This window comes from Adlercreutzia sp. CNCM I-6216, assembly GCF_977113345.1.
On sequence record NZ_CDSBIE010000003.1, the window covers coordinates 254,944 to 276,326 of the forward strand.

General features: G+C 62.9%; 17 protein-coding genes. 13 read left to right on the top strand and 4 right to left on the bottom strand.

Annotated features, from left to right (window positions below; all coding sequences use genetic code 11):
* Nucleotides 1-35 precede the first annotated feature (35 nt).
* Both glmS and acpS read left to right on the top strand, forming a co-directional pair.
* Nucleotides 36-1,883 (top strand): glutamine--fructose-6-phosphate transaminase (isomerizing), encoded by a 1,848-nt coding sequence (gene glmS, locus ACYVRU_RS04645; RefSeq protein WP_114549044.1) that lies wholly within the window; start codon nucleotides 36-38, stop codon nucleotides 1,881-1,883.
* Nucleotides 1,884-1,962: 79 nt separating this feature from the next.
* Nucleotides 1,963-2,514: a holo-ACP synthase gene (acpS, locus tag ACYVRU_RS04650; RefSeq protein WP_241521373.1), complete on the top strand. Its 552-nt coding sequence runs from the start codon at nucleotides 1,963-1,965 to the stop codon at nucleotides 2,512-2,514.
* Nucleotides 2,515-2,948: 434 nt separating this feature from the next.
* On the opposite strand, the gene ACYVRU_RS04655 is transcribed toward acpS, so the two are convergent.
* Together ACYVRU_RS04655 and ACYVRU_RS04660 are read right to left on the bottom strand one after the other, a co-directional pair.
* On the bottom strand, nucleotides 2,949-5,519 hold the full coding sequence (locus tag ACYVRU_RS04655; RefSeq protein ID WP_452039486.1) for an ATP-binding protein: 2,571 nt from the start codon (nucleotides 5,517-5,519) through the stop codon (nucleotides 2,949-2,951).
* Nucleotides 5,520-5,718: 199 nt separating this feature from the next.
* Nucleotides 5,719-6,741 (bottom strand): ADP-dependent NAD(P)H-hydrate dehydratase, encoded by a 1,023-nt coding sequence (locus tag ACYVRU_RS04660; protein WP_452039731.1) that lies wholly within the window; start codon nucleotides 6,739-6,741, stop codon nucleotides 5,719-5,721.
* 229 nt (nucleotides 6,742-6,970) lie between these two features.
* On the opposite strand from ACYVRU_RS04660, the gene ACYVRU_RS04665 reads away from it, so the two are divergent.
* From ACYVRU_RS04665 to ACYVRU_RS04710, 10 genes are all read left to right on the top strand, one after another.
* On the top strand, nucleotides 6,971-7,507 hold the full coding sequence (locus ACYVRU_RS04665) for an HdeD family acid-resistance protein (protein ID WP_114539871.1): 537 nt from the start codon (nucleotides 6,971-6,973) through the stop codon (nucleotides 7,505-7,507).
* Nucleotides 7,508-7,916: 409 nt separating this feature from the next.
* Entirely contained in the window at nucleotides 7,917-10,052 is a 2,136-nt protein-coding gene (gene ligA, locus ACYVRU_RS04670) for an NAD-dependent DNA ligase LigA (RefSeq protein ID WP_114539870.1), read from the top strand.
* A 291-nt stretch (nucleotides 10,053-10,343) separates the two neighbouring features.
* On the top strand, nucleotides 10,344-10,919 hold the full coding sequence (locus ACYVRU_RS04675; protein WP_114539869.1) for a C40 family peptidase: 576 nt from the start codon (nucleotides 10,344-10,346) through the stop codon (nucleotides 10,917-10,919).
* Nucleotides 10,920-11,241: 322 nt separating this feature from the next.
* Nucleotides 11,242-13,533, top strand: coding sequence for an NlpC/P60 family protein (locus tag ACYVRU_RS04680; RefSeq protein ID WP_461185761.1), 2,292 nt, complete (start codon nucleotides 11,242-11,244; stop codon nucleotides 13,531-13,533).
* Between the two features lie 16 nt (nucleotides 13,534-13,549).
* Nucleotides 13,550-14,695, top strand: a complete 1,146-nt coding sequence (locus tag ACYVRU_RS04685; protein WP_114539868.1) for a glycosyltransferase family 4 protein — start codon at nucleotides 13,550-13,552, stop codon at nucleotides 14,693-14,695.
* A 225-nt stretch (nucleotides 14,696-14,920) separates the two neighbouring features.
* A complete protein-coding gene (locus ACYVRU_RS04690) occupies nucleotides 14,921-15,841 on the top strand; it encodes a helicase-related protein (RefSeq protein WP_461185762.1) in 921 nt (306 codons plus the stop codon).
* Between the two features lie 210 nt (nucleotides 15,842-16,051).
* Nucleotides 16,052-16,360 (top strand): type II toxin-antitoxin system RelE/ParE family toxin, encoded by a 309-nt coding sequence (locus ACYVRU_RS04695; protein WP_452039482.1) that lies wholly within the window; start codon nucleotides 16,052-16,054, stop codon nucleotides 16,358-16,360.
* Nucleotides 16,353-16,640 carry an addiction module antidote protein gene (locus ACYVRU_RS04700; RefSeq protein ID WP_302808557.1) on the top strand — a complete coding sequence of 96 codons (288 nt, stop codon included), beginning with the start codon at nucleotides 16,353-16,355 and terminating at the stop codon, nucleotides 16,638-16,640. Before ACYVRU_RS04695 ends, ACYVRU_RS04700 begins: the two co-directional genes overlap by 8 nt.
* Nucleotides 16,641-16,879: 239 nt before the next feature.
* Nucleotides 16,880-17,689, top strand: coding sequence for an ABC transporter permease (locus ACYVRU_RS04705; RefSeq protein WP_231699492.1), 810 nt, complete (start codon nucleotides 16,880-16,882; stop codon nucleotides 17,687-17,689).
* Entirely contained in the window at nucleotides 17,679-18,428 is a 750-nt protein-coding gene (locus ACYVRU_RS04710) for an ABC transporter ATP-binding protein (protein WP_173113766.1), read from the top strand. The genes ACYVRU_RS04705 and ACYVRU_RS04710 overlap by 11 nt, the downstream gene beginning before the upstream one ends.
* 11 nt (nucleotides 18,429-18,439) lie before the next feature.
* On the opposite strand, the gene ACYVRU_RS04715 is transcribed toward ACYVRU_RS04710, so the two are convergent.
* Both ACYVRU_RS04715 and ACYVRU_RS04720 read right to left on the bottom strand, forming a co-directional pair.
* Nucleotides 18,440-19,573: a CDP-glycerol glycerophosphotransferase family protein gene (locus tag ACYVRU_RS04715; protein WP_197745939.1), complete on the bottom strand. Its 1,134-nt coding sequence runs from the start codon at nucleotides 19,571-19,573 to the stop codon at nucleotides 18,440-18,442.
* A gap of 847 nt (nucleotides 19,574-20,420) precedes the next feature.
* Nucleotides 20,421-20,651 (bottom strand): hypothetical protein, encoded by a 231-nt coding sequence (locus ACYVRU_RS04720; RefSeq protein WP_173113763.1) that lies wholly within the window; start codon nucleotides 20,649-20,651, stop codon nucleotides 20,421-20,423.
* 556 nt (nucleotides 20,652-21,207) lie between these two features.
* On the opposite strand from ACYVRU_RS04720, the gene ACYVRU_RS04725 reads away from it, so the two are divergent.
* Nucleotides 21,208-21,378, top strand: a complete 171-nt coding sequence (locus tag ACYVRU_RS04725) for a hypothetical protein (RefSeq protein WP_173113760.1) — start codon at nucleotides 21,208-21,210, stop codon at nucleotides 21,376-21,378.
* Nucleotides 21,379-21,383: the final 5 nt, after the last annotated feature.

The following is a 21,383-nucleotide window of genomic DNA, read 5'->3' on the forward strand; positions in this document are numbered from 1 at the left end:
GCCTCGTGCCGCCCGCTTTCGATAAAGGAGCATCTATGTGCGGAATCGTCGGCTATACCGGTGAGGCGAGCGCCACTCCCATCCTGGTGGAGGGGCTCACCCGCATGGAATACCGCGGCTACGACTCGGCGGGTGTGGCCGTGGAGCAGGACGGCGGCATTCAGGTGATCACGCGCAAGGGCAAGGTGGCCGAGCTCGCGCACACCCTCGGCCACTTCGAAATGACGGGCACCTGCGGCATCGGGCACACCCGCTGGGCCACTCACGGCAAGCCGAGCGAGGCCAACGCGCACCCGCACACCTCGTGCTCCGGCGACATCGCCGTGGTGCACAACGGCATCATCGAGAACTTCGCCGAGCTGCGCGAGGAGCTCGTCGGTCGCGGGCACGTCTTCAAGAGCGAGACGGATACCGAGGTGGTGGCGCACCTCGTGGAGGAGTCCTACCACCGCATGCTCGCCGAAGGCACCGGCGACCTGCGTGCGGCGGTGGCCGAGGCGGCCGCGCGGCTCGTCGGGGCCTACGGCCTGGCCGTCATGGCCGATGCCGAGCCGGGCACGATCATCGCCTGCCGCAAGGATTCCCCCATCGTGGTGGGCTGCGGCGAGACCGGCAGCTACGTGGCCTCCGACATCATCGCGATGATCGACGCCACGCGCGATGTGGTGGTGCTCGCCGACGGGCAGATGGCGCGCCTGCGCCCCGATGGCATCAAGTACTACGACGAGGCCGGCAACCCCATTAAGCCCGACGTCACCCATGTCGATTGGGATCTCGACGTCGCCGAAAAAGGCGGCTACCCCGACTTCATGCTGAAGGAGATTCACGAGCAGCCCCGCGTCATCCGCGATACGCTGGCCGGCCGCCTGGTTGCCGGCTCGCTGGTCATCGACGAGCTGGACATGACGCCGGCCGAGCTCAACCTGGTCGATCGCGTCTACATTATTGCGTGCGGCACCTCCTACCATGCGGGCCTTATCGCCAAGAACCTCATCGAGAGCTGGGCGCGCATCCCCTGCGAGGTGGAGGTCGCCAGCGAGTTCCGCTACCGCAATCCCATCATCACGCCCACGACGCTGGTCGTGGCCGTATCGCAATCGGGCGAGACGGCCGACACGCTGGCCGCCATCCGCGACGCCCGCGTGAAGGGGGCGAAGGTCTTCGGCATCACGAACGTGGTGGGAAGCCCGGTGGCCCGCGAATCCGACGGCGTCATCTACACCAAAGCCAACAAGGAGATCGCCGTGGCCTCCACGAAGAGCTTTTTGGGGCAGGTCGTCTCCCTCACGCTTTTGGCGATGCTGCTCGGCCAGGCGGTGGGCCGGCTGACCGGCCGGCAGATCAAGCTTCTGTTCAGCGAGCTGGCCGATACCGCCGAGCAGGTCGAGCGCATCCTCGCCGACTGCGATCCGGCGGTGGAGGCGGCGGCCGACGCCATGGTGGACGCGACAAGCGCCCTGTTCATCGGCCGGGGCATGGGGGCCGCCACCAGCTACGAGGGCGCCCTTAAGATGAAGGAGATCAGCTACCTGCACGCCGAGGCCTACGCCGCCGGCGAGATGAAGCACGGCCCCATCGCCCTTATCGACGAGGGATTCCCCGTGGTGGCCATCGCGACGAAGAGTCCCGTTTACGACAAGGTGGTGTCGAATTTACAAGAGTCCCGGGCCCGCGGTGCCTGCATCATCGCCGTGGCCACCGAGGGCGACGAGGAAATCGCCAAGCACGCCAACCACGTCATCTACGTGCCGAAGGTGCGCGACGCCTTCTCGCCCATCACGGCCAGCGTGCCCTTGCAGCTGCTCTCGCGCGCCGTGGCCGTCAAACGCGGCTGCGACGTGGACCAGCCCCGCAATCTCGCGAAATCGGTGACGGTCGAATAGCTATGAGTCTCTTTCGGCGCCGCGCTCGATCCCGAGGCGGCGCCTTTGCGTATCCCCGATGATCTGAAAGGCAGATGGAGTGGCCCGATCGAAGAAACCCCAAGCCGTCGTCGATGGCGCGCTTGCCATGGACGTGCCCAACGAGGAAGTGGGCCTCGGCGTGGACATCGTGGAAATCGCGCGCATGCGCAAGATCATCGATCGCTCGCCGGCCTTCGTGGAGAAGGTGTACTCTGCCGCCGAGCGGGCCTATTGCGACGGGCACGCCCATCCCGAGGTGCACTACGCCACGCGCTTCGCCGCCAAGGAGGCGGTGCTGAAGGCGCTCGGCACGGGGTTTTCCGAGGGCATCGGCTGGCTCGATGTGGAAGTGCGCCGCACGAGCAAGGGGCGCCCCTACGTGGTGCTCACCGGGCGCGCCCGCGAAGTGGCCCGCGAGCAGGGCGTGCGGGAGATCCCCCTTTCGCTGTCCTACACCCATACCGATGCCGTGGCCTGCGCCATGGCCATCACCGAGGAGTCGGTGGCGGCCACCGAGCGGCGGCGCGACCCCATGGAGGAGCTCACCCGCCAGTTCAAGGACGCCCGCGCCCTGCTGGACGACCTCCCGGGAGCGCCTGCGGCTGGGTAGAATCCCAGGGTGTCGTGCGGCGCGGTTCGCACCCGCGAGGGCCGCCTCCCGCGCTGTGGCCAAAAAAGTATCGCCGACTGCATTTGGAAGGGTCTCTGGACCGCATTTTGGCCAAAAACGGGCCGCTAGCTGTAATGGCATCGCCCAGCTCATTTCACGGCTGCAACCTCCGATCCTCTGAGCTGGGAAAACTCAAAGAAGCTACAAGGAACTCTCCCAACAGACGGTACGATGGCCAAAAAGTAAGTCCAAACTGCCAGTCTGCGGCCTGTTTTTGGCCAGAATCCCCTTCCAGCTGCTCGCAAGCGCGACGCAACGCGCATTTTCGTGCAACGCATCATGTCCCGCTCAGGCGTACGAAGCGAAAACGAGGCGGCCGCCCTCACGACGACCGCCTCGCGCACCCCCGCGGCCGCCTTCCACGAAAAGCCCGTCTAAGACAGCTCGGCTACTACGCGTTCCAGGGCGTGGACGTCGATGGGCTTGGCGACGTGGGCGTTCATGCCGCAGGCGAGGGCCTGGCGCTCGTCCTCGGCGAAGGCGTTGGCCGTCATGGCGATGATGGGGATGGTGCCGGCGTCGGGGCGATCCATCGCGCGGATAGCCCGGGCGGCGTCGTGGCCGTTCATTACGGGCATCTGCACGTCCATGAAGATCATGTCGAAGGTGCCGGGCGCGCTTTCCTGAAACTTCGCCACGGCCTCCTCGCCGTTGGCCGCCACCTCGCAGGTGACATCGTGGATGTTCAGGATGGCGGTGATGACCTCCGCGTTCAGGGCGTTGTCCTCCGCCACGAGGACGTGCTTGTGCGCCAGGGCGTTCCCGCCGGTCCCGCTGGCGTCGCCGGCTCGCTTTCCGTCGCCGCCCTCGCTGCCGTCCGACTCGTCGCCGGCCGGCGGGAAGTCCAGATCGACGATGAAGGTGCTGCCCGTCCCCAACTCGCTTTCCACGGAGATGGTGCCTCCCATAAGATCGACGAGGTTCTTCGTGATGGCCATGCCGAGGCCCGTTCCCTGAACCTTGTTGGTGAGGCTCGACTCCTCGCGGGTGAACGAGTCGAAGATGGTGGCGAGGTAGTCCTTCGACATGCCGATGCCGTCGTCGCGGACGATGATGCGCAGGTGCTGCAGCTCGCCGTGGCGCTTGGCGGAGCCGTCGACGCGGAAGAGGATGTGGCCGCCCTCCGGGGTGTACTTCATGGCGTTGGAGAGAAGGTTCATGAGGATCTGGCGCAGCCGCCCCTCGTCGCCGACGAGCCGATCGTGCTCGACCTTGTCCACTTCCACCGTGAACACTTGGTTCTTGGCATCGGTCTGCTGGCGCATCATGGCCTCGACGGATTCCACGGTGCCGGAAAGGGCGAAGGCGCTTTCCGGCAGGGTGGTCTTGCCGGCCTCGATCTTCGACATGTCCAGCACGTCGTTGATGAGCCCCAAAAGGTGCTGGCCGGAGGTGGCGATCTTGCGGTTGTAGTCGCGCACGTGGGCGGGGTTGTCGGCCTCGCGGTCGATGAGCGTGGAGAAGCCCAGGATGGCGTTCATGGGCGTGCGGATGTCGTGGCTCATGGAGGAGAGGAACGAGCTTTTGGCGCGGTTGGCGTCCTCGGCGGCGGTGGCGGCGCGCTCGAGGCGAGCGCGGATCTCGTGGTCGGCGGTGACGTCGGTGAGTGAGAAGATGGTCTTCTCGCGCTCGGCGAGCATCACGGGCCGTGCCGTCATGCGCAGCCACTGCGAGCGGCCCAGCGCCGGGTTGTGCGCCTCGAATTCCCAGGTGCGCGCCTTGTCGCCGGCGCCGGAGTGCACGATGGCGGCCACGTGGGTGTAGGCCTCGTTGGGCGACAGCTCGTTGGGGACGAAGAAGTCGCGGGCCGGAATGCCGAGGATGTCCTGGGTGTTTTCGAAGACGGCCTCGACCAGGCGCTCCTTGCGGTCGACGATGAAGATGGCGGTGTCGATGTTGGCGCCGATGGCCGAGTACACGCTTTGGATGTACTGCTCGTAGCGATGCTCGCGGCGGCGCCGGTACACCATGAGAGCCACCATGGCCGCCGTCGCCAGGGCCACGGCCACGGCAAGCACGGCCACCATCTGGTTGGTGATGCCGACGATCTGGGTGCCGTCGGATTCCACCACCGAAAGCGGCAGGATGGTCACGAGCGACCAGCCGCTCTTGGCGTCGATGGGGGTGTAGAAAACGAACTGGTCGGCGCCGTCGAGGGTCATGACGAGGCTGCCAGAGGTGTTGGAGGCGATGCCGGCGAGCAGCGATGTGACCTGGGTCGAGTCAGCGTCGTCGTTGATGAGGGCGGTCAGGCTGCCTTGGACCGCCTCGTCGGCGCCGCGGTTGGCGTCGAGCACAATGGTGCCGGAGGAGTCGACGACGAAGGTGGCGCCGGCGCTGGAATAGGCGGTGCCGTAGGAGTTCTGCAGCTCGTCGGCGGGGTAGGAGACGTAGACGGCGCCGAGAATGTCGTCGGGATTGGCGGGGGCGGCGGTCGTCCCGGGGCCGGAGGCGACGGGCTCGTCTACGATGGGAGCGTAGAAGAGGATGCGGCGCTCGCCGGCGTGGCCGAGGTACATCTCCGAGGAGCCGGTCTCGCCGGCGAGCGCCGGACCGAACAGCTCGTTTTCCAGGGCCGGGTCGTACAGGTCGGTCTCGCTCGAGGAGCACCAGGTGGTGCCGTCCTTGGAGCGAATCCAGGCGGCGGCGGCCTCGTGGGTGGAGATGAAGTCCTCCACCTGGGCGCGGGCCTCTCCCGGAGTGACGTCGGCGATGAAGTGGGCGAGGCTCTTCACGGAGTTCTGGTCGGAGGCGAGGCATTCGTCCAGGTAGTGGGCGCGGGTCGTTGCCAGCTCCATGACCGAGGTGGTCGTGGTGTTGCGCACGAGGGACTGAATCTGCCCGAGGTAGAACAGGTTCACCGTGATGGCGACGGCGGCGAAGACGGCAACGATGACCAGGCCAATGGCCATGATCTTGCGGCTGTCGACTTTGACGGCGTGCACGACCTCCCCTTTCTGCTCTCGATGACATCCCAGTATAAGGCCTTGAAGCCGCAAATGCGATGAGATTCGCTATTAACCCTCGTCAATAGGGGAGGCGCGGCGCGCCTTGCGAACGGCGCCGCGGCGAGCTGTGCGGGCGGGGCCGTGGGTCCAGGGAACCCCGTGCGGGCGGGCCCGGGCGTACGGGCCCCCGAATCTCCTAGGGGGCGATGGCGCGGATGGCCTCGGGAAGGAAGGTGACGAGATCCTCGGCGCTGGCGCAGATGTCGGTGAAGGCTGCCGCGGCGGCCCGCCCCGCCTCGGCGTGCAGGGCGCAACCGAGGGCTGCGGCGTCGCGAGGGTCGAGCCCTTGGGCCAGCAGGGCGCCGATCATTCCGGCGAGCACGTCGCCGGTGCCGGCCTTGGCGAGCGCGGAAGTGCCCCGGTCCATGACCTCGGCGGTGCCGTCGGGCGAGGCGATGAAGGTCACCGGGCCCTTGAGGGCCACAACGGCGCCGTAGGCCTCGGCGAGCGCGCGGGCCAGGGCAGCCGGTGCCGGGGCGGCCTCGGCCAGGGTGGCGCGGCCCGCGGCGGATAGGGCGTCCGCGACCCCTTCCAGGGGGCCTCGCGTTCCGCGGGTCGCTGCGACCTCGGCCTCTTCCAGGGCCTCCCGGGCCCCTTGAGCCAGCCGCGCCGCCTCGCCGCCGTGGGGCGTGAGCAGCGTCGCGCGCCCGGCGGCGGCCCGCTCGCGGGCCAGGCGCAATCCGGTGGCGTTGGCGAGAAGCGCGAGGGCGCCCCCGTCGATGAGCAGAGGCGCCTCCCAGCCCCGCACCGTTTCCATAAGAAGCGAGGTGAGGGACGTCTCTGCCGCGTCGAAGCCGCAGCCGATGACGCAGGCGGTCGGGTGACCCGGCCGGGGCGCGGGCGCCTTGGCCGGCTTCCACGCTCTCCAGTCGCGCACCACCAAAGACGGGCGCCAGCCGCGCACGGTGATCATCGACTTCCCGGCGCAGAACACCTCGGTGTAGCCGGCGCCGGCCCGCTCGCCGGCCGCGGCCGCCAGGCAGGCCGCTCCCGGGTAGGCGGCCGAGCCGGCCACGAGGCTCAAATGCCCGCGGGTGTATTTGTTGGCGTCGGCGGCCGGGTGCGGCAAGAGCCGGGCCAACTCGGCGTTGCTGCGGCTGAGGGCCACGTCCAGGTCGTGCCCCTTTTCCGTTGTCCTCGTATCATGCGTCGCTTCCATCTCTTTCACGCCTCCCGTGTCGTTCGCGCTTTCTCCCCCGGACATCTTTTCCCCGCCTTCCAAATAATGAGCGAAACCCTCATGAAACGCAGCGCCAACGCAGCGCAATCCTGTCGGAAACGGGAGGGGCGCGCGGCGTAATTCTCACATTCCCGCTTCTAGAATGAATATCGTCACCGTAACACACTGCGATGGCAGATCGTCAAAGGGTTAAGGAGTTGTGATTATCATGGACATCAAGGTAGGACGCAACTGGGGCCTGTTCGCCGCGGGCATTGCCCTGGTCATCATCGGGTTCGTGCTGCTTATGGTGCCGGGGCTCACGCTGGTGAGCATCGCCGTCATCGCCGGCTGCATGTTTCTGGCCGCGGGCATCGTGGACGCCTACGCTTACTTCAAGTACCGCGAGGCCGAGGGGCTGTCCGGCTGGGCGCTCGCCTACGCCATCTGCGACATCATTTTGGGCGTGCTGTTCATCGTGCACCCCATAGCGTCAGCCGTGGTGATCCCCTGGGTCATGGGCATCTTCGTCGTGGCCTATGGCATCTTCGAGATTGTGGCCGCCGTCCGCTTCCGCGACGCGCTTCCCGGCTGGGGCTGGGTGCTGTTCGCCGGCATCGTGTCGCTGTTCTGCGGCATCGCCTTCTTCCTGTGGCCGGGCACCTTCGCGCTGTTCCTGGGCTTCTTCCTGATGGCCCGCGGCGTGCAGATGGCCGTCTACGGCGTGTCGCTGCCCCAGGCGACCATCGTGGCCCACACCCACTAGGAAGTGCGATGCGCCGTTGGGGAGTCGCACCCTTGGGAAGCGATGCCCGCTAGGCGAGGAGTTGGCAGCACTACGGCCGTGCCAGTGATACCATAGGCGCGGCGACCGACGAGGCCCGGAAACGCTTCCGGGCCTCTTTGTTACCCCGGCAGGATCAATTGACTCTCTGGGAGAAGCGGAGGCGTGTTTTTGGCGAAAATTTCGAGTTGTTAGACTTTGGGAAGCTCTGTTTCTCCGAATTCGCTCCTAGGTTTCCGCAAAATCCCAACATTTCTACGATAGGGTGCCTTGAAGGGAGAGCTGAGGGAAGGGCAAAACTCTAACAACTCGAAATTCTTGCCCGAAACCGGCCCTGCGATTTCCCGAGATGAAAAGACAGGATTGGCGTAATCCGAGAAAGGCGAATGGCATGGACGCAGAACAGAACCCGTTGTTCGACGGGGCGGACCTGGCGAAGGCGACGAGCGATCCGGCGGCGCGGGCCGAGGCGCTCCGGCGCGAGATCGAGCACCACAGTTACCAGTACTACGCCCTGGACGCCCCCACCATCTCGGACGCGGCCTTCGACTCGCTCATGCGGGAGCTGCGCGAGATAGAGGCGGCGCACCCGGAGCTGGTGACGGCCTCCTCGCCCACCCAGCGGGTCGGCGGGTATGTGGGCGAGCAGTTCGCGCCGGTGGTGCACGAGCGTCGCATGTACTCGCTCGACAATGCCATGGATTTGGACGAGCTTGACGAGTGGATGGAGCGCACCGCCGAGGCCTGCGGCGGCTCGCTTCCGCCTTTGTGCTGCGAGCTGAAGATCGACGGCAGCTCCATTGCGCTCACCTACGAGGACGGCGTGCTCGTGCGGGCGGCCACCCGCGGCGACGGCACCACCGGCGAGGATGTGACCGTGAACATGCGCACCGTGCGCGACGTGCCCTTGCGCCTGCGCGACGAGGCACGCGGTGCCATCGCGCCGGGGGTGGAGACGCTGGAGCTGCGCGGCGAGGTGTACATGCCGAAGAAGAGCTTCGAGGCCTTGAACGCCGCCGCCGAGGAGGAAGGCCGTGCCCCGTTCGCGAACCCGCGCAACGCCGCCGCCGGCTCGCTGCGCCAGAAGGATCCGGCCGTGACGAAGATGCGCGACCTCTCTACCTTTATGTACGCCATCGCCGACGACGGCGCCTTGGAAGTGGAGGGTCAGTGGGAGCTTCTGCAGTGGCTGCGGAAGGCAGGCTTCCACGTGAACCCGGACGTGCGGCTGTGCGCCACCGCCGAGGAAGTGCGCGGCTTCTGCCGCGAGTGCCTGGATCGGCGCGAGTCGCTGCCCTACGAGATCGACGGCGTGGTGGTAAAGGTGAACGACTTCGCCCGCCAGCGTGCCATGGGCTTTACGGCCCGCGCGCCGCGCTGGGCCATCGCGTTCAAGTTCCCGCCCGAGGAGAAGACGACGCTTCTGCGCGACATCACCGTGCAGGTGGGGCGCACCGGCGCGCTCACGCCGGTGGCGGAATTGGTGCCCGTGGTGGTGGCCGGCTCCACGGTGGCCCGGGCGACGCTGCACAACCTGGACGAGGTGCACCGCAAGGACGTGCGCGTGGGCGACACGGTTATCGTGCGGAAGGCGGGCGATGTCATCCCCGAGGTGCTGGGGCCGGTGCTTTCCCTGCGCAGCCCCGAGGCGCGCATCTGGGAGATGCCGAGCGTGTGCCCGAGCTGCGGCAGCCCCGTGGTGCGCGACCCGGGGGAGGTGGCGTTCCGCTGCATCTCCATCGACTGCCCGGCCCAGGCGCTGGAGCGGCTGCTGCATTGGGCGAGCCGCGGGGCGCTCGACATCGACGGCATGGGGGAGGAGATCGTCTCGCGACTCGTGGAGAGCGGGCGCGTGGCGGATGTGGCCGACTACTACTCGCTGTCCGAGGAGGAGCTGGCGAGCTTGGACATGGGCCGCGTGAAGGCCGACGGGGAGCCGGTGCGCCTCGGACACACGGTGGCGAAGAAGCTCGTCGCGGCCATTGAGGCGTCGAAGGGCCGCACCTTCGCGCGCGTGCTGTTCGGGCTGGGCATCCGGCACGTGGGCAAGACCACGGCCGAGGCCATTGCGGCGGCATACCCTTCCATGGACGCGCTTTCGACGGCGGGCGAGGACGAGCTGGCGGGCATTTACGGCGTGGGGCCGAAGGTGGCCCACGGCATGTGGCTGTTCTTCCGCACGCCGGACAACGTGTCGGTCATCGAGCGGTTGCGCGCGGCCGGCGTGACCATGGCCGATGAGGCAGCGGCTCCCGGCGAGGAGGTGCCCCAGGTGCTGGCGGGCCTTACCTTCGTGCTGACGGGGACGCTTACGCACTCGGGCATGACCCGCGACGAGGCCGGGGCGCGCCTGAAGGCCATGGGGGCCAAGGTGTCGGGGTCGGTGTCGAAGAAGACGAGCTTCGTCGTGGCGGGGGAGAACGCGGGCTCGAAGTACGACAAGGCGGTGGCGCTGGGGGTGCCTGTGCTGGACGAGGCGCAGCTGCTGAACTTGCTGGAGACCGGGGAGGTGCCGCGCGAGGTGTAGTTGCGAGGCTTCCGGGGGCGGAGCCGCGGGGTACCCTGATTCGCTCAGACAGTCCTCGCTTGGTGGAACAGCCCACTGGGCTGTTCCAGTCGCTGCGGAACTCGCTCGGTCAGGGCACCCCGCGTCTCCGCCGGGCTCCCCCTTTCTTCTAATTGCCTTTGTCATGAATGGCGAACCCGTGAACGGGGCGTGGGGGTTCGGTTTAGTTCTCGCGCACAGGGCGTGAACTGAAGGCGGGCAAGTTGTGGAGGGGGTTGGCGGGCGCGTCTTCCTCCTTTAGGCTTCGGCCCCATGGTTATGTTCAAAGCGCACACCAAGGCCGCGGGGATGATTGTCGCGGCTGCTCTTCTGGCGGCGTTGTGCACCGCCTTCGCCCACACTCCGGCCTATGCATCGGAGGTGGAAAGCCCCTTTACCAAAGTGGAAAGCTTCGCCGAAGATATTCGCGACTACGTTGGAGGCGTGGCCGACGAGGCGGCCGCCCAAGCCGAGGCTGAGGCGCTCGAGGGCCGGCGGCAGTCGGTCGTTGCCGAAGCTGATGCGCAGCTCGGGGTGCCGTACTCCTATGGGGGCACGACGCCTTCGGGCTTCGATTGCTCCGGGTTCACCCGCTGGGTGTTCTCCCACGCCCTCGGGCGCGAGCTGCCGCGCACGGCCGCCGAGCAGAGCGCGCTGGGCACGGGCGTCTCGCTGGACGAGCTGGTGCCCGGCGATCTTCTGTTCTGGGGAAGCGGCTCGGGCGTCTATCATGTGGGCATTTACGCCGGCGATGGCGAGTACATCCACGCCTCCACCGGAGGCGGCCGCGTCATGCGCGCCACCTTCGACTACTTCGCCCCCGACTTCGCCAAGCGAGTCATCGACTAGGGCGGCGTGGGCGTGGAGTAAAGATGACTCCGCTCATCAGCGAAAACGGCCGTAGGGCGCCGATTGTTCAAGAACCATATTTGTTGCCTTTGCGACGGTGCCATGCGGATTCTGCGAGAAAATGCCAGTTCAGCAACGGTAAAGGCGCTCTACTTGCCAAATGATCTGCTGATTTGTCCGCTCAACATCTGTCAACAAGGGCAAATTACCTGTTGGACAGCCCTTCTCTTCACGTTATAATGCAAGCTTCCAGGCATTTTATTGCCCTGATTTTGCGCACCCAAATGCGCAAACGCGAAACGACGACGATAGAGGAGGCACGATGACTTCACCGAGGGAGGCAGTATCTCTTCTCACTGCTGCGGCGCTGGTCGTTGCCCCTGTGGGCGGCGTGGCCGCAACCTACACCACCGGCTACGCCGAGGACGGCGACGGACATACTATCAAGGATGACCGAGATCACGATGTCCCGGCTAGCTACGAGGAGGCCATCGCGTGGATCAAAGAGGGAAAGACTCTCTATAAGTCCTGCGTCGAGTACATGGCGGCCAACGCCGGTCAGTTCGGCGGTCTGACCGAGGCGCAGCGTGCTGAGCTGTGGAACATGGCAGCCGATGATCTGACTACTGGAGCAGAGTCTGAGGAGTCTACGGCACCCGAGCCCGAGTCCGATCCCGTTCCGGCGGAAACCGCTCCGACGCCTGAGGGGCCGAAGACGCAGGAGCCCGAGCAGCCCCAGACCCAGGAGACGCCCCCGTCGGAGCCGGAGGAGTCAAGCGAGCAGCGCAATCCGGGCGACCTCGATACGCCTGATATGCCCGACGTTCCGGACACGCCCGATGCTCCCGATACCCCGGATACCCCGAACGCCCCAGATGTTCCTGACACTCCCGATGCCCCGGACACCCCGGATGTTCCCGACAATCCTGAGATTCCCGATCAGCCGGAGAATCCCGATCAGCCCGACACCCCGGACGCCCCCGATACTCCCGACACCCCGGACGTTCCCGACACCCCTGATGTTCCCGATCAGCCCGACACGCCGGATGTTCCCGACACCCCGGACGAACCCGCGAAGCCGGACGAGCCGGTCATCGACACGGACAATCCGGTGGATTCCGGCATTCAGAATCCTGGTGCCGCCGGCGGCGTGACGGACGAGTCGCACACGGCCGCCGTCATCAAGGGCCAGGCCCAAACGCCCCTCAAGCAGGTGGCCGTCACGGTGCCGTCCATCTCCTTCACGCACATCGACAACTCGGCCTACGTGGCGCGCCACTACAGCGAGGACCTCACCACCGAGAAGTTCATCTCGCTGGTGGGCGAGTCGGCCCGCACCATCGCCGCCGAGAACGACCTGTACGCGTCGGTTATGATCGCCCAGGCCATCCTGGAATCCGCCTCCGGCAACTCCACGCTGGCTCAGGCGCCGAACAACAACCTGTTCGGCATCAAGGGCACCTACCACGGCAACTCCGTGCAGCTGCCCACGCGCGAGGACGACGGCACCGGCGCCACCTACACCATCATGAGCGACTTCCGTCAGTACGAGACGGTGGACGAGTCGCTTTCCGACTACGCCGACCTGCTCAGCCATTCCATGGGCGATTTCTACGCGGGCGCGCGCAAGTCGAACTCCGACAGCTTCGTGGGCGCCTGCGACTTCCTCGTGGGCCGCTACGCCACGGACATCTTCTACTCCGAGAAGCTGCAGGACCTCATCGAGACCTACGACCTCACCCGCTTCGACGTGCCACTGACCTACGAGCTGGCCGACACCTTCGTGCTGCCGGTGAAGGACGAGGTCACGGGGCTGGATAAGTACCTCGATCCGGTGACCGACAAGGTGGAATACGAGGCGCTCGTGGCCGAGTACCGCGATTACGTCGCCCGCACGAGCGAGTACCAGCAGGCGCTCGCCGAGTGGGGCCAGCAGATGGCGGCGGCCGAGGAGCTCTACCACGTGCCGGTGTATCTGGAGAAGCCCTCCATGCCCGCGGCGGACACGCCGATGCAGCAGCATCAGGATGCCATCGACGCCGAGCGCTTCGAGGGCTTCGATACGCTCATCGCCACGGGCCAGCCCCTGCCGGTGCGCGAGGCCCGCACGCTGAACGACCTGACCGCCTGCGCGAACTCGTTCCTCGGCGTGCCGTATCTGTGGGGCGGCACGACCCCGGCCGGCTTCGACTGCTCGGGTCTGGTGCAGTACTGCTACCGTGAGGTGTTCAACATCGAGCTGCCGCGCACGACCTACTACCAGTGCGAGGTGGGCGTGGAAGTGCCCTTCGAGGAGCTGCTTCCGGGCGACTTGCTATTCTTCGCCGACGGCGGGGATGTGCACCACGTGGCGATGTATCTGGGCGACGGCTACTACGTGGAGGCGCCGCACACGGGCGACGTGGTGAAGATCACAGCTATGAACGACAAGCTGCCGGACTTCGCGAAGCGCGTCGTGGACGTGCGCTCCATCGACATGAGCGAGTTCTCCGACGAGCAGCTGGCGCAGTTCGTGGAACGCGAGAAGTACCTGCAGGAGCGCGAGCAGCGTTTGGGCGTGACCGACGAGACCTTGGCCGAGCTCACCGAGTGGCTCCGCGGCCTCGAGTTCTAGGCCGTATGCGCGCCGCGTGGGAGTAACTCTGCGACATTTCCTGGTGCTGGGCCTCCTTGCCTTCGTTGTGACGTATCTGTGCGTCCCGTTGGCACGGAGGCTCGCCCTGCGTTTGGATGCCGTCGACTACCCGAGCGCCCGGCGCGTCAACAAGCGCCCCACGCCGCGCATGGGTGGCATCGCCATGGCGGCGGGCATCGCGGCGGCGCTCATCGTGGAAGTGGCCGGGGAGTACTTCTTCGGCTGGGCCGGGTTCTACATCCACGGCACCGATCGGGCCATCAACCATGCTGGTGTGATGTGCGGCCTGCTCACCATCGTGTGCGTGGGCGCCATGGACGACGTGTACTCGCTGAAGCCCAGCGTGAAGTTCGCGGGGCAGATTCTGGGGGCGACCATCATCGCGGCCTCGGGGCTTCTGCTGTCGAGCATTGCAAACCCTCTGGGCGCCGGGTTCATCCAGTTCGGCTGGTGGTCCTATCCGCTGACGGTGCTCTACCTCGTGTGCTTCATGAACGTCATCAACCTCATCGACGGCCTGGACGGCCTAGCTGCGGGCATCGCGGCCATCGCGTCGTTCTTCCTGTTTCTCATCGCCTTCGGGCGCGGTTTGGAAGAGACGGCGATGCTGTCCATCATTTTGCTGGGCGCGACGCTGGCGTTTCTGCGCTACAACTTCGCGCCGGCGAGCATCTTCATGGGGGATTCGGGCTCGCTGCTCTTAGGCGCCATGATCGGCGTCATCTCGCTCATGGGCGTTATGCGCTCGCCCACGGTCATCGTGCTGGCGGTGCCCCTTGTGATCGCCGCCATCCCCATCGCCGACACGGCGGCGGCCATCATTCGGCGCGTGTACCACCACCAGCCCATCCAGCAGGCCGATCGGAAGCACTTGCACCACATGCTTTTGCGCAAGGGCTACGGCGTGCGCAAGAGCGTCGTCATCGTGTACGCCTGGACGGCGCTTCTGGGCGTGGGCGCCTGGGTTATGAGCAGTACCCACGGTGTTGCGGTGTGGGCTATGATCGCCATCATGCTGATGGGGTCGTTTTTGATATTGTGGCGCCTCGGCATCTTCGACCAAGTCCTGCGCCATCACTACCACGGCCGCCACACCCGCCAAGAAGACAAGCCCCGCTGGTACGGCCGGCACGGGCGGTAGGGAATGGAAGAGCTGTCCAAATACGCGCTCTTTGATGGACGGCTCTTTTAAGAGAATCTGATGCCCTTTATCGAGTAAGCGACGAACGCTTTGCGGGATCCGGCATTCGGGTGAGCTCCAACGGCGAGTTCTTCGGCCGCGCGGTTGCCCGATTTGGAGGCGGGTGCGTCGTATTCCCAAGTGTTGGAGAAGCTTTGCGCGCACGGCAAGAGAAACGCCCTGGTCGTGGAGGACGTTCATGAAGCCGTAACGGCCGGGCGCACGCCCTTGGTGGTGTCGAAGCGGAAGTATCACGCTCGGATGATCCATCACGCTCTGCGCTCGCTCGGCCTTGACGCGAGGCTGTTGATCGGGGAGGGTACGCCCAAGCAGAGACGCGAGGCCATCGAGAGGGCTAAGCGGTCCGAAGATGGCCAGCCCTTCATTCTGGTAGCGACGGAGAGCTATCTGGGAGAGGGCTTCGACATGCCGCAGCTCGATGCGCTGTTCCTGACGACGCCCATAGCCTGGGACGGCAACGTCACCCAGCAGTCGGGTCGGCTGCATCGCGAGTTCGAGGGCAAGACCGAGGTGGTCGTCTACGACTACGTGGATGTATCGGTTCCCATGCTCGAGCGCATGTACAAGAAACGGCTGAAGACCTATGGAAACCTCGGCTACGAAGTGTGCTCGCCAACAGATGAGGATGAAGGGGCGAATGGGGGCTCTTTCATTGGGAAGGGCGATTGGCTTGGTAGGTTCGAAACGGATATTCGAGAGGCGAAGCGCTCGATTTTGGTGAGGGCCCCTTATGCGAGCGAGGCAGCGGTAAAGAAGCTTCTGCCCGCGCTGCGGGATGCTCGCGAGAGGGGTCTGGAGGTGACTTGCGCGGTGCGGAAGCATGCGGCGAGCGAGCAGACGGATTCCAGAGACGCCGCCGCTGCCGCTCTGCTCAGAGAGGCTGGCATTGAAGCTACTTGGTTTGAGGACGGCCCAACGCGTTTGGCAATCATCGACGACGCTCTTATTTGGTACGGTTCTTTGCCGCTGCTCGCCTTCCCGAAGACCGACGATTGCAGCCTACGCCTGCGCGATACAGAGCTGGCGGCGGAGTTGAAGGACGAGCTGTGGCGCGAATTAGATGGACGAAGTCGCGTTGATATGTAATGGGGATGCTTCTGCCCTTCTCCCTGTTGGCATTGCATAAAGGGTAATTGTACGTTGAAAATAGAACAAATGTATGGTAGTATTCCAGCAAAGGCTGGGCTTGCCCTAACTCGATGAATCGAGGACAGTCTCAAGGTCGGATATCGCTTTAGAGCGCAAATTCCGTCTTGACATTAGTATCCTATAAGATACAATAAGGGGTGAGCAACTGTGAGGATTGTCAAATCTCCGCGTTATGAGAAATGGGCGTCTTCTCTCAGGGATCGCAATGTGATCGCGCGTATCAATGCGCGGATCCTTCAGATCAAGCACTATGGGGCATTGACGGGGGATTGGAAAGCGGTAGGCGATGGAGTATTCGAGTTGAGATTTCATTTCGGAGCTGGATATCGCGTCTATATCGCCCTTGAAGGCGCAGTCCTCCTCCTGCTGCTCGTTGGAGGCACGAAGTCGTCTCAAGCGAAGGACATTAAACTCGCCAAGGAGATCTACGAGTCGTGGAGGCGTGACTATGAATAGCGAATGGATAGAATGGGATCCATCGTTGGATGTTAATTCCAGCGAGGACGTTGCCGCGTTTCTCAATGCCGTCCTAGAGCTGGGGGATCCAGCGATTCTGCCAGATGCGCTCGGCGTTATCGCCCGATCGCGCGGCATGAAGGCTATTGCCGAGGAAACGGGCCTCGGACGCGAGAGCCTCTATAAATCGCTGAGCAAATCGGGCAACCCTCGCTTCAGCACTGTTGTTAATGTGCTTGATTGCCTTGGATTCAGGCTTCAAGTCGTGCCTGCCGCCTAGGGCAATCACGAGGAGGATGTTGCGGCAATGATGGCAGAAGAGAGGGATGCGGCTAACGGAAGTGCGAAATAACTGCGAGTGCATGAGGGCGATCCGCTATTCAGGGCACAACCCCGGTTCACCATCCGGTTCACCATCCTGCCTCCTGCAGTCGAACAATCGCGTATGGGTACTGTGATGGCGGCGAAGCAATGGTAGAATAGAAGCTCGCTGATTATCGGTTGCGAGAAACGAGGATCGTGGGCACGCTCTCGGAGATACTCAAGGAACAGTGGCAATGGCGCAAGCAAATCTTGAGCCTGGGGCTGTTCGATCTGAAGAAAACGTCGGCGGGCGCGGTGCTGGGGCCTTTGTGGTTCTTCGCGAAGCCGGCGGTGTACATTCTGGTGTTCTGGTTCGCGCTCGAGGTTGGGCTGCGTAGCGCTGACCAGACGGGTTCCGATGTCCCCTATATCCTCTGGCTTATGGGCGGCCTTATTCCCTGGTTCTACATTCAGGAAATTCTCGGCACGGGCATCAATGTTTTCAAGCGTTACTCGTATTTGGTCACGAAGATTAAGTTTCCGCTTGCGGGCATTCCGACGATCTTCAGCATTTCGACGTTCGTCGTTCAGCTGGGGCTTGTGGTGGCGCTACTTGTCGTTTATTTCCTCTGCGGTTTGCCGTTGGATCTGTATTTGCTGCAATTGCCGGTGGCCCTTGTGCTCATGTTCGTGTTCTTCAACATGTTCTCGCTTGTGACAAGCTTGCTCTCGGCCATCAGCAAGGATTTTATGAACTTGATGAAGACGCTCTCGACGCCTCTCTTTTGGTTGTCGGGTATCATTTTCAACGTGTTTAATCTGGGAATTCCCGTTATTGAGCTGATCCTTATGCTCAATCCCATCACGTTCATTGTCACGATGTACCGTTGCGCGGTGTACGACAAGATGTGGATTTGGGACAAGCCGGAGGCCATTATTGGCTTTGTCGTGGTGTTCGTCGTCACGCTGCTGGTCACGCTGGTGATCTACCGGCGCACGCACGAGGAGGTGGCCGATGTCCTCTAGCGCCGAGGCGCCCGTCGCCATCAAATTCGACCATGTCACGAAGACCTACAAGCTGTACGAGAACGACCGGCAGCGGTTTTTCAGCATCTTTAGCAGCCGCGACAAGCGCAAGCTCATTACCAAGGTGAACGCCAGCAACGACCTCTCTTTTGAAATAAAGAAAGGGGAGGCGGTGGCGTTTCTCGGGCACAACGGCGCGGGAAAATCGACGGCGCTGAAGATGATTACCGGTGTGACGTTCCCAACTAAGGGTGAGGTGATCGTGAACGGCACGGTTAGCGCGCTTCTGGAGCTCACGGCTGGTTTCGACATGGCGCTCACGGGGCGCGAGAACATTCATTTGCGCGGGCACGCCATGGGGCTCGATGCGGACGAGATTGCCGCGCTGGAGCCCAAGGTGGTGGAGTTCGCCGATCTGGGCGTGTACATCGACCAGCCGGTGCGCACCTACTCGTCGGGTATGAAGTCGCGCCTGGGTTTCGCTTTCGCCGTGTCCAGCGACCCGGAGATTCTCGTGGTGGACGAGGCGCTGTCGGTGGGGGACAAACAGTTCCAGCAGAAGTGTTTCGCCCGCGTGCGCGAGATCATGGAGGACGAGAACGTGACGGTGCTCTTCGTCACCCACTCCTCATCGGCTGCGCAAGAGTTCTGCACTCGCGGTATCGTGCTGGACAAAGGCACAAAGAAGTTCGACGGCTCCATCCAAGACGCCATTGCATTCTATGAGAGTCACGAGTAGGACTCGCCGGCTTAGGATTTTTTCTTGCAGGGCGTTGCAGCGCGGATGATGACTTCGCAGATCGTCTCCGTGCACGACGCGTTTTCCGGCAGCGTGACGTTGGCGTTTTCGAAGACACGGTAGGCCTCCGCATCGAACTCTTTGTCCTCGATGGCTTTTATGATTGCGTCGGGATCGTCTGTGAACAGCGCGGGAACGTCGTTTTCGAAATCGATAGTGAGGCCGCGTTTCTCCCGGTAGGTAGCCCAATCGTAGGCGTACAAGTAGACGGGGATGTCCAGCAGGCCGGCCTCGTAGATGACGGTGGAGTAGTCGCTGATGATGACGTCGGCCACGAACAGGGCATCGAATTGGCCTCCGGGGATGGTGACGATGCGCGGATCGTCGATGACCTGCTTGCTCACGGGATGCGGCTTGTAGACGAAGTTGAAGCGGTCGAAGTCGACGGCATCGACGAGCGCGCCCGCGGCCTCGGCTTCGTTGGCGGCCGGCTGCTTGCGGAAAGTGGGGCAGTAGACGATGGTATCGCGCCCGCGCAGCTGCGGGTAGGCGGCGAGGATGGCCTCGCGCTGGCGGGCGCGGTGCTGCTCGTCCAGCAGGAGGTCGACTCGGGGGAGGGGCGCCTCGAAGAGTTTGGCCGGCTCGGCGTTGAACGCGGCGGCGAACTCGTCGGCGAAGCTTAAGGACGAGGTGGCGATAGCGTCGTAGCCCTCGTGCATGTGCATCAGGCGCGCCGTCGCCTCGGAATGCCCCTCGTCTGTGCCGAAGGCGGTGTAGCCGAACCTCTTCATATTGCCCAGGGAGTGCCAGATTTGAATGACGGGCACGCGAATGCGGTCGTGCAGCAGGCTGACGACGATGCAGTAGGAGTCCAGCACCACGGCGCGGCTCGTCGCGATGTAGTAGACCTGGCGGATCATCTCGAGTAGGTAGGTCGTTGGATTGCGCAGCTGCTTGGGAAGAATGATGACTTCCCATGCCGGGTCGCGGCGCTCGCAATAGTCCTTAATGAGTCGAAAGTCGATCGGCGCGCTATCGCTCTGCCGGCTGATGCACACGATGCATTGCCGTTGCGGCAACAACGAGCACAGCGCATAGAGCGCCGCCAGAAGAAAAGTTGCTATGCCAATGACGATCTTGCGCACTAATCTGTTTTCCTGGTTCTGCGGTGATGCGTTATTCGAATGCTAGATATTCTATCTTAGATTGTCGAAGCAGAGTTGATCATTGGCAATGTGGCTGCAAGGATGCTAAGAGACCTTCAAGTCTTTCAAGTTACCGCAATTGTCCTATTATAGATTACCGCGTAAGCAAGAGAGGGAATCTATAATAGGTGCGACGCCCGTACTCGCTGACGGTTGGTCTATTCACTTTATAACGGAGACATATGCGGGAGCGAAGCGGTCGGTATCGGGCAATATCATGCGGAGCTAGTCCAATCGCGCATTCTCGTTCGAGCTGCGTCCGTTTTCCGGATAAGGATGGTGGCTCAATGACCGATATTTGCTATTAGCGTACTCGTTGAAGGCTTGATAGGACGTGCAGAGCAGGGGCAAGTGAAGTAATAGTACTTTGATCTCAGCGCTCAAATTGTACGATCCTTCTGAGTGGTATACGGTGACTCCACTTGAGTCTTGCTGGGCGTCGTTTATTTCTTCCAGAAGGGTCGGATGCGCGTCATGCACGAATCTACCATGAAGACTTGCAAAATGTTTGGCAGTATCCGATCCGTACAGATCCTTAGCGGCGAGTTCGTATGGGGGCGACAAATCAGCATCTATTGCTGCAGCTCGCTTCATTGCGTCTGCCTGGTTTCTCCTGCGATCCTTGTGCTTGCTCGAGATATATTCGAGATCTCCTATTGAAACGTGAGACAAAATAGTTGCCGCTCTCAAAAGCTGGTCTTTGAAGGTGATGGGGACGTCTCAAATTGTCTTGAAAACTGGATGCAGATAGTCCATGATCAATGTTGGTGTTGCGTCGGAATCGACATCAGGAAGTACTTCTTCCCATGCTAATAGTTAAATAGCGAACGTAGAGCTGCAACGATCTAAACAGGGCTGTATTGTGCTTCCTCCAAAGTGTCGTGTATTCTTCGCAAAAGAAGTCGGAGGGTGCCTGATAGAAAGGTATGCGTACGTTCTCGATTCCGATGGCGTAAGCGATCCCGGCTTGCTTCTGCAGGTTGCAAGAAACGTTGGTAATGAGCGCTTCTTTGGTCATGCGATTCCTTCGGTTTTGCGTTTCGAATATGAAAAAGATGCCGTCATGGGAGGCTGTCAGAATTGATGTACCATGGAGCGCTCGGTGTCGCGTACGGAAATGTATTCAAGAAAAACGGCCCCGAACGCGGGCGCTCGGGGCCGATAAAGCTCTGGCATGAGCTTTTCTTATCGACGAAATGTTATAGAACCATTGACTAAAAGTCTAGTGTTTTCGATCAGCTTGTGGATCAAAATATGTGAACGCTCTCGAACGGGGAACGGGGGCAACCCTGCCATTGTATGCTACTTGCGAAATTTTGTCGCAAATAGCGAAATGATATGTTATACTCCCAATCAAGGTCGTCACCTATGACGGGTCGGCTCCCATCCATTGGGGCGTCTCTGACGCCCGTGGGGCTTTGCCCCAGCCACTGCTTCGTGCACACCGCCCGGCGCTCCGCGCTGGGAGCGCGCGGAGCGCAGAAAGCCGGGTAGGCCGCTTCTTGTGGACCCCTCTCTTCTCTGGGAGGCCTCGCGAATAAAGTATTGTCGTGCGAGGCGGAAGGGAGCGATTCATGGGAATCTGCGGACCTACTACAGGAAGCACCGAGACGAAAGGGGAGGAACGGCAGGGCAAGCGAGTCTCGCTTCGTGCCCGAGTAGCGCGCTTTATTTTAAATAGAGCCGATCTGCTCGTTGCGATTATCAGAATCGTGGTGGCCATGAAGAACCTGTTTTCCTCGTAGAGCTT

Excerpts from the sequence above, each read along its gene's own strand:
- glmS (WP_114549044.1), top strand. The coding sequence starts at position 36 with ATGTGCGGAATCGTCGGCTATACCGGTGAGGCGAGCGCCACTCCCATC.
- ACYVRU_RS04660 (WP_452039731.1), bottom strand. The coding sequence starts at position 6,741 with ATGGAAGCGACGCATGATACGAGGACAACGGAAAAGGGGCACGACCTG.
- ACYVRU_RS04665 (WP_114539871.1), top strand. The coding sequence starts at position 6,971 with ATGGACATCAAGGTAGGACGCAACTGGGGCCTGTTCGCCGCGGGCATT.
- ligA (WP_114539870.1), top strand. The coding sequence starts at position 7,917 with ATGGACGCAGAACAGAACCCGTTGTTCGACGGGGCGGACCTGGCGAAG.
- ACYVRU_RS04675 (WP_114539869.1), top strand. The coding sequence starts at position 10,344 with ATGGTTATGTTCAAAGCGCACACCAAGGCCGCGGGGATGATTGTCGCG.
- ACYVRU_RS04680 (WP_461185761.1), top strand. The coding sequence starts at position 11,242 with ATGACTTCACCGAGGGAGGCAGTATCTCTTCTCACTGCTGCGGCGCTG.
- ACYVRU_RS04700 (WP_302808557.1), top strand. The coding sequence starts at position 16,353 with ATGAATAGCGAATGGATAGAATGGGATCCATCGTTGGATGTTAATTCC.
- ACYVRU_RS04710 (WP_173113766.1), top strand. The coding sequence starts at position 17,679 with ATGTCCTCTAGCGCCGAGGCGCCCGTCGCCATCAAATTCGACCATGTC.
- ACYVRU_RS04720 (WP_173113763.1), bottom strand. The coding sequence starts at position 20,651 with ATGACCAAAGAAGCGCTCATTACCAACGTTTCTTGCAACCTGCAGAAG.
- ACYVRU_RS04725 (WP_173113760.1), top strand. The coding sequence starts at position 21,208 with ATGGGAATCTGCGGACCTACTACAGGAAGCACCGAGACGAAAGGGGAG.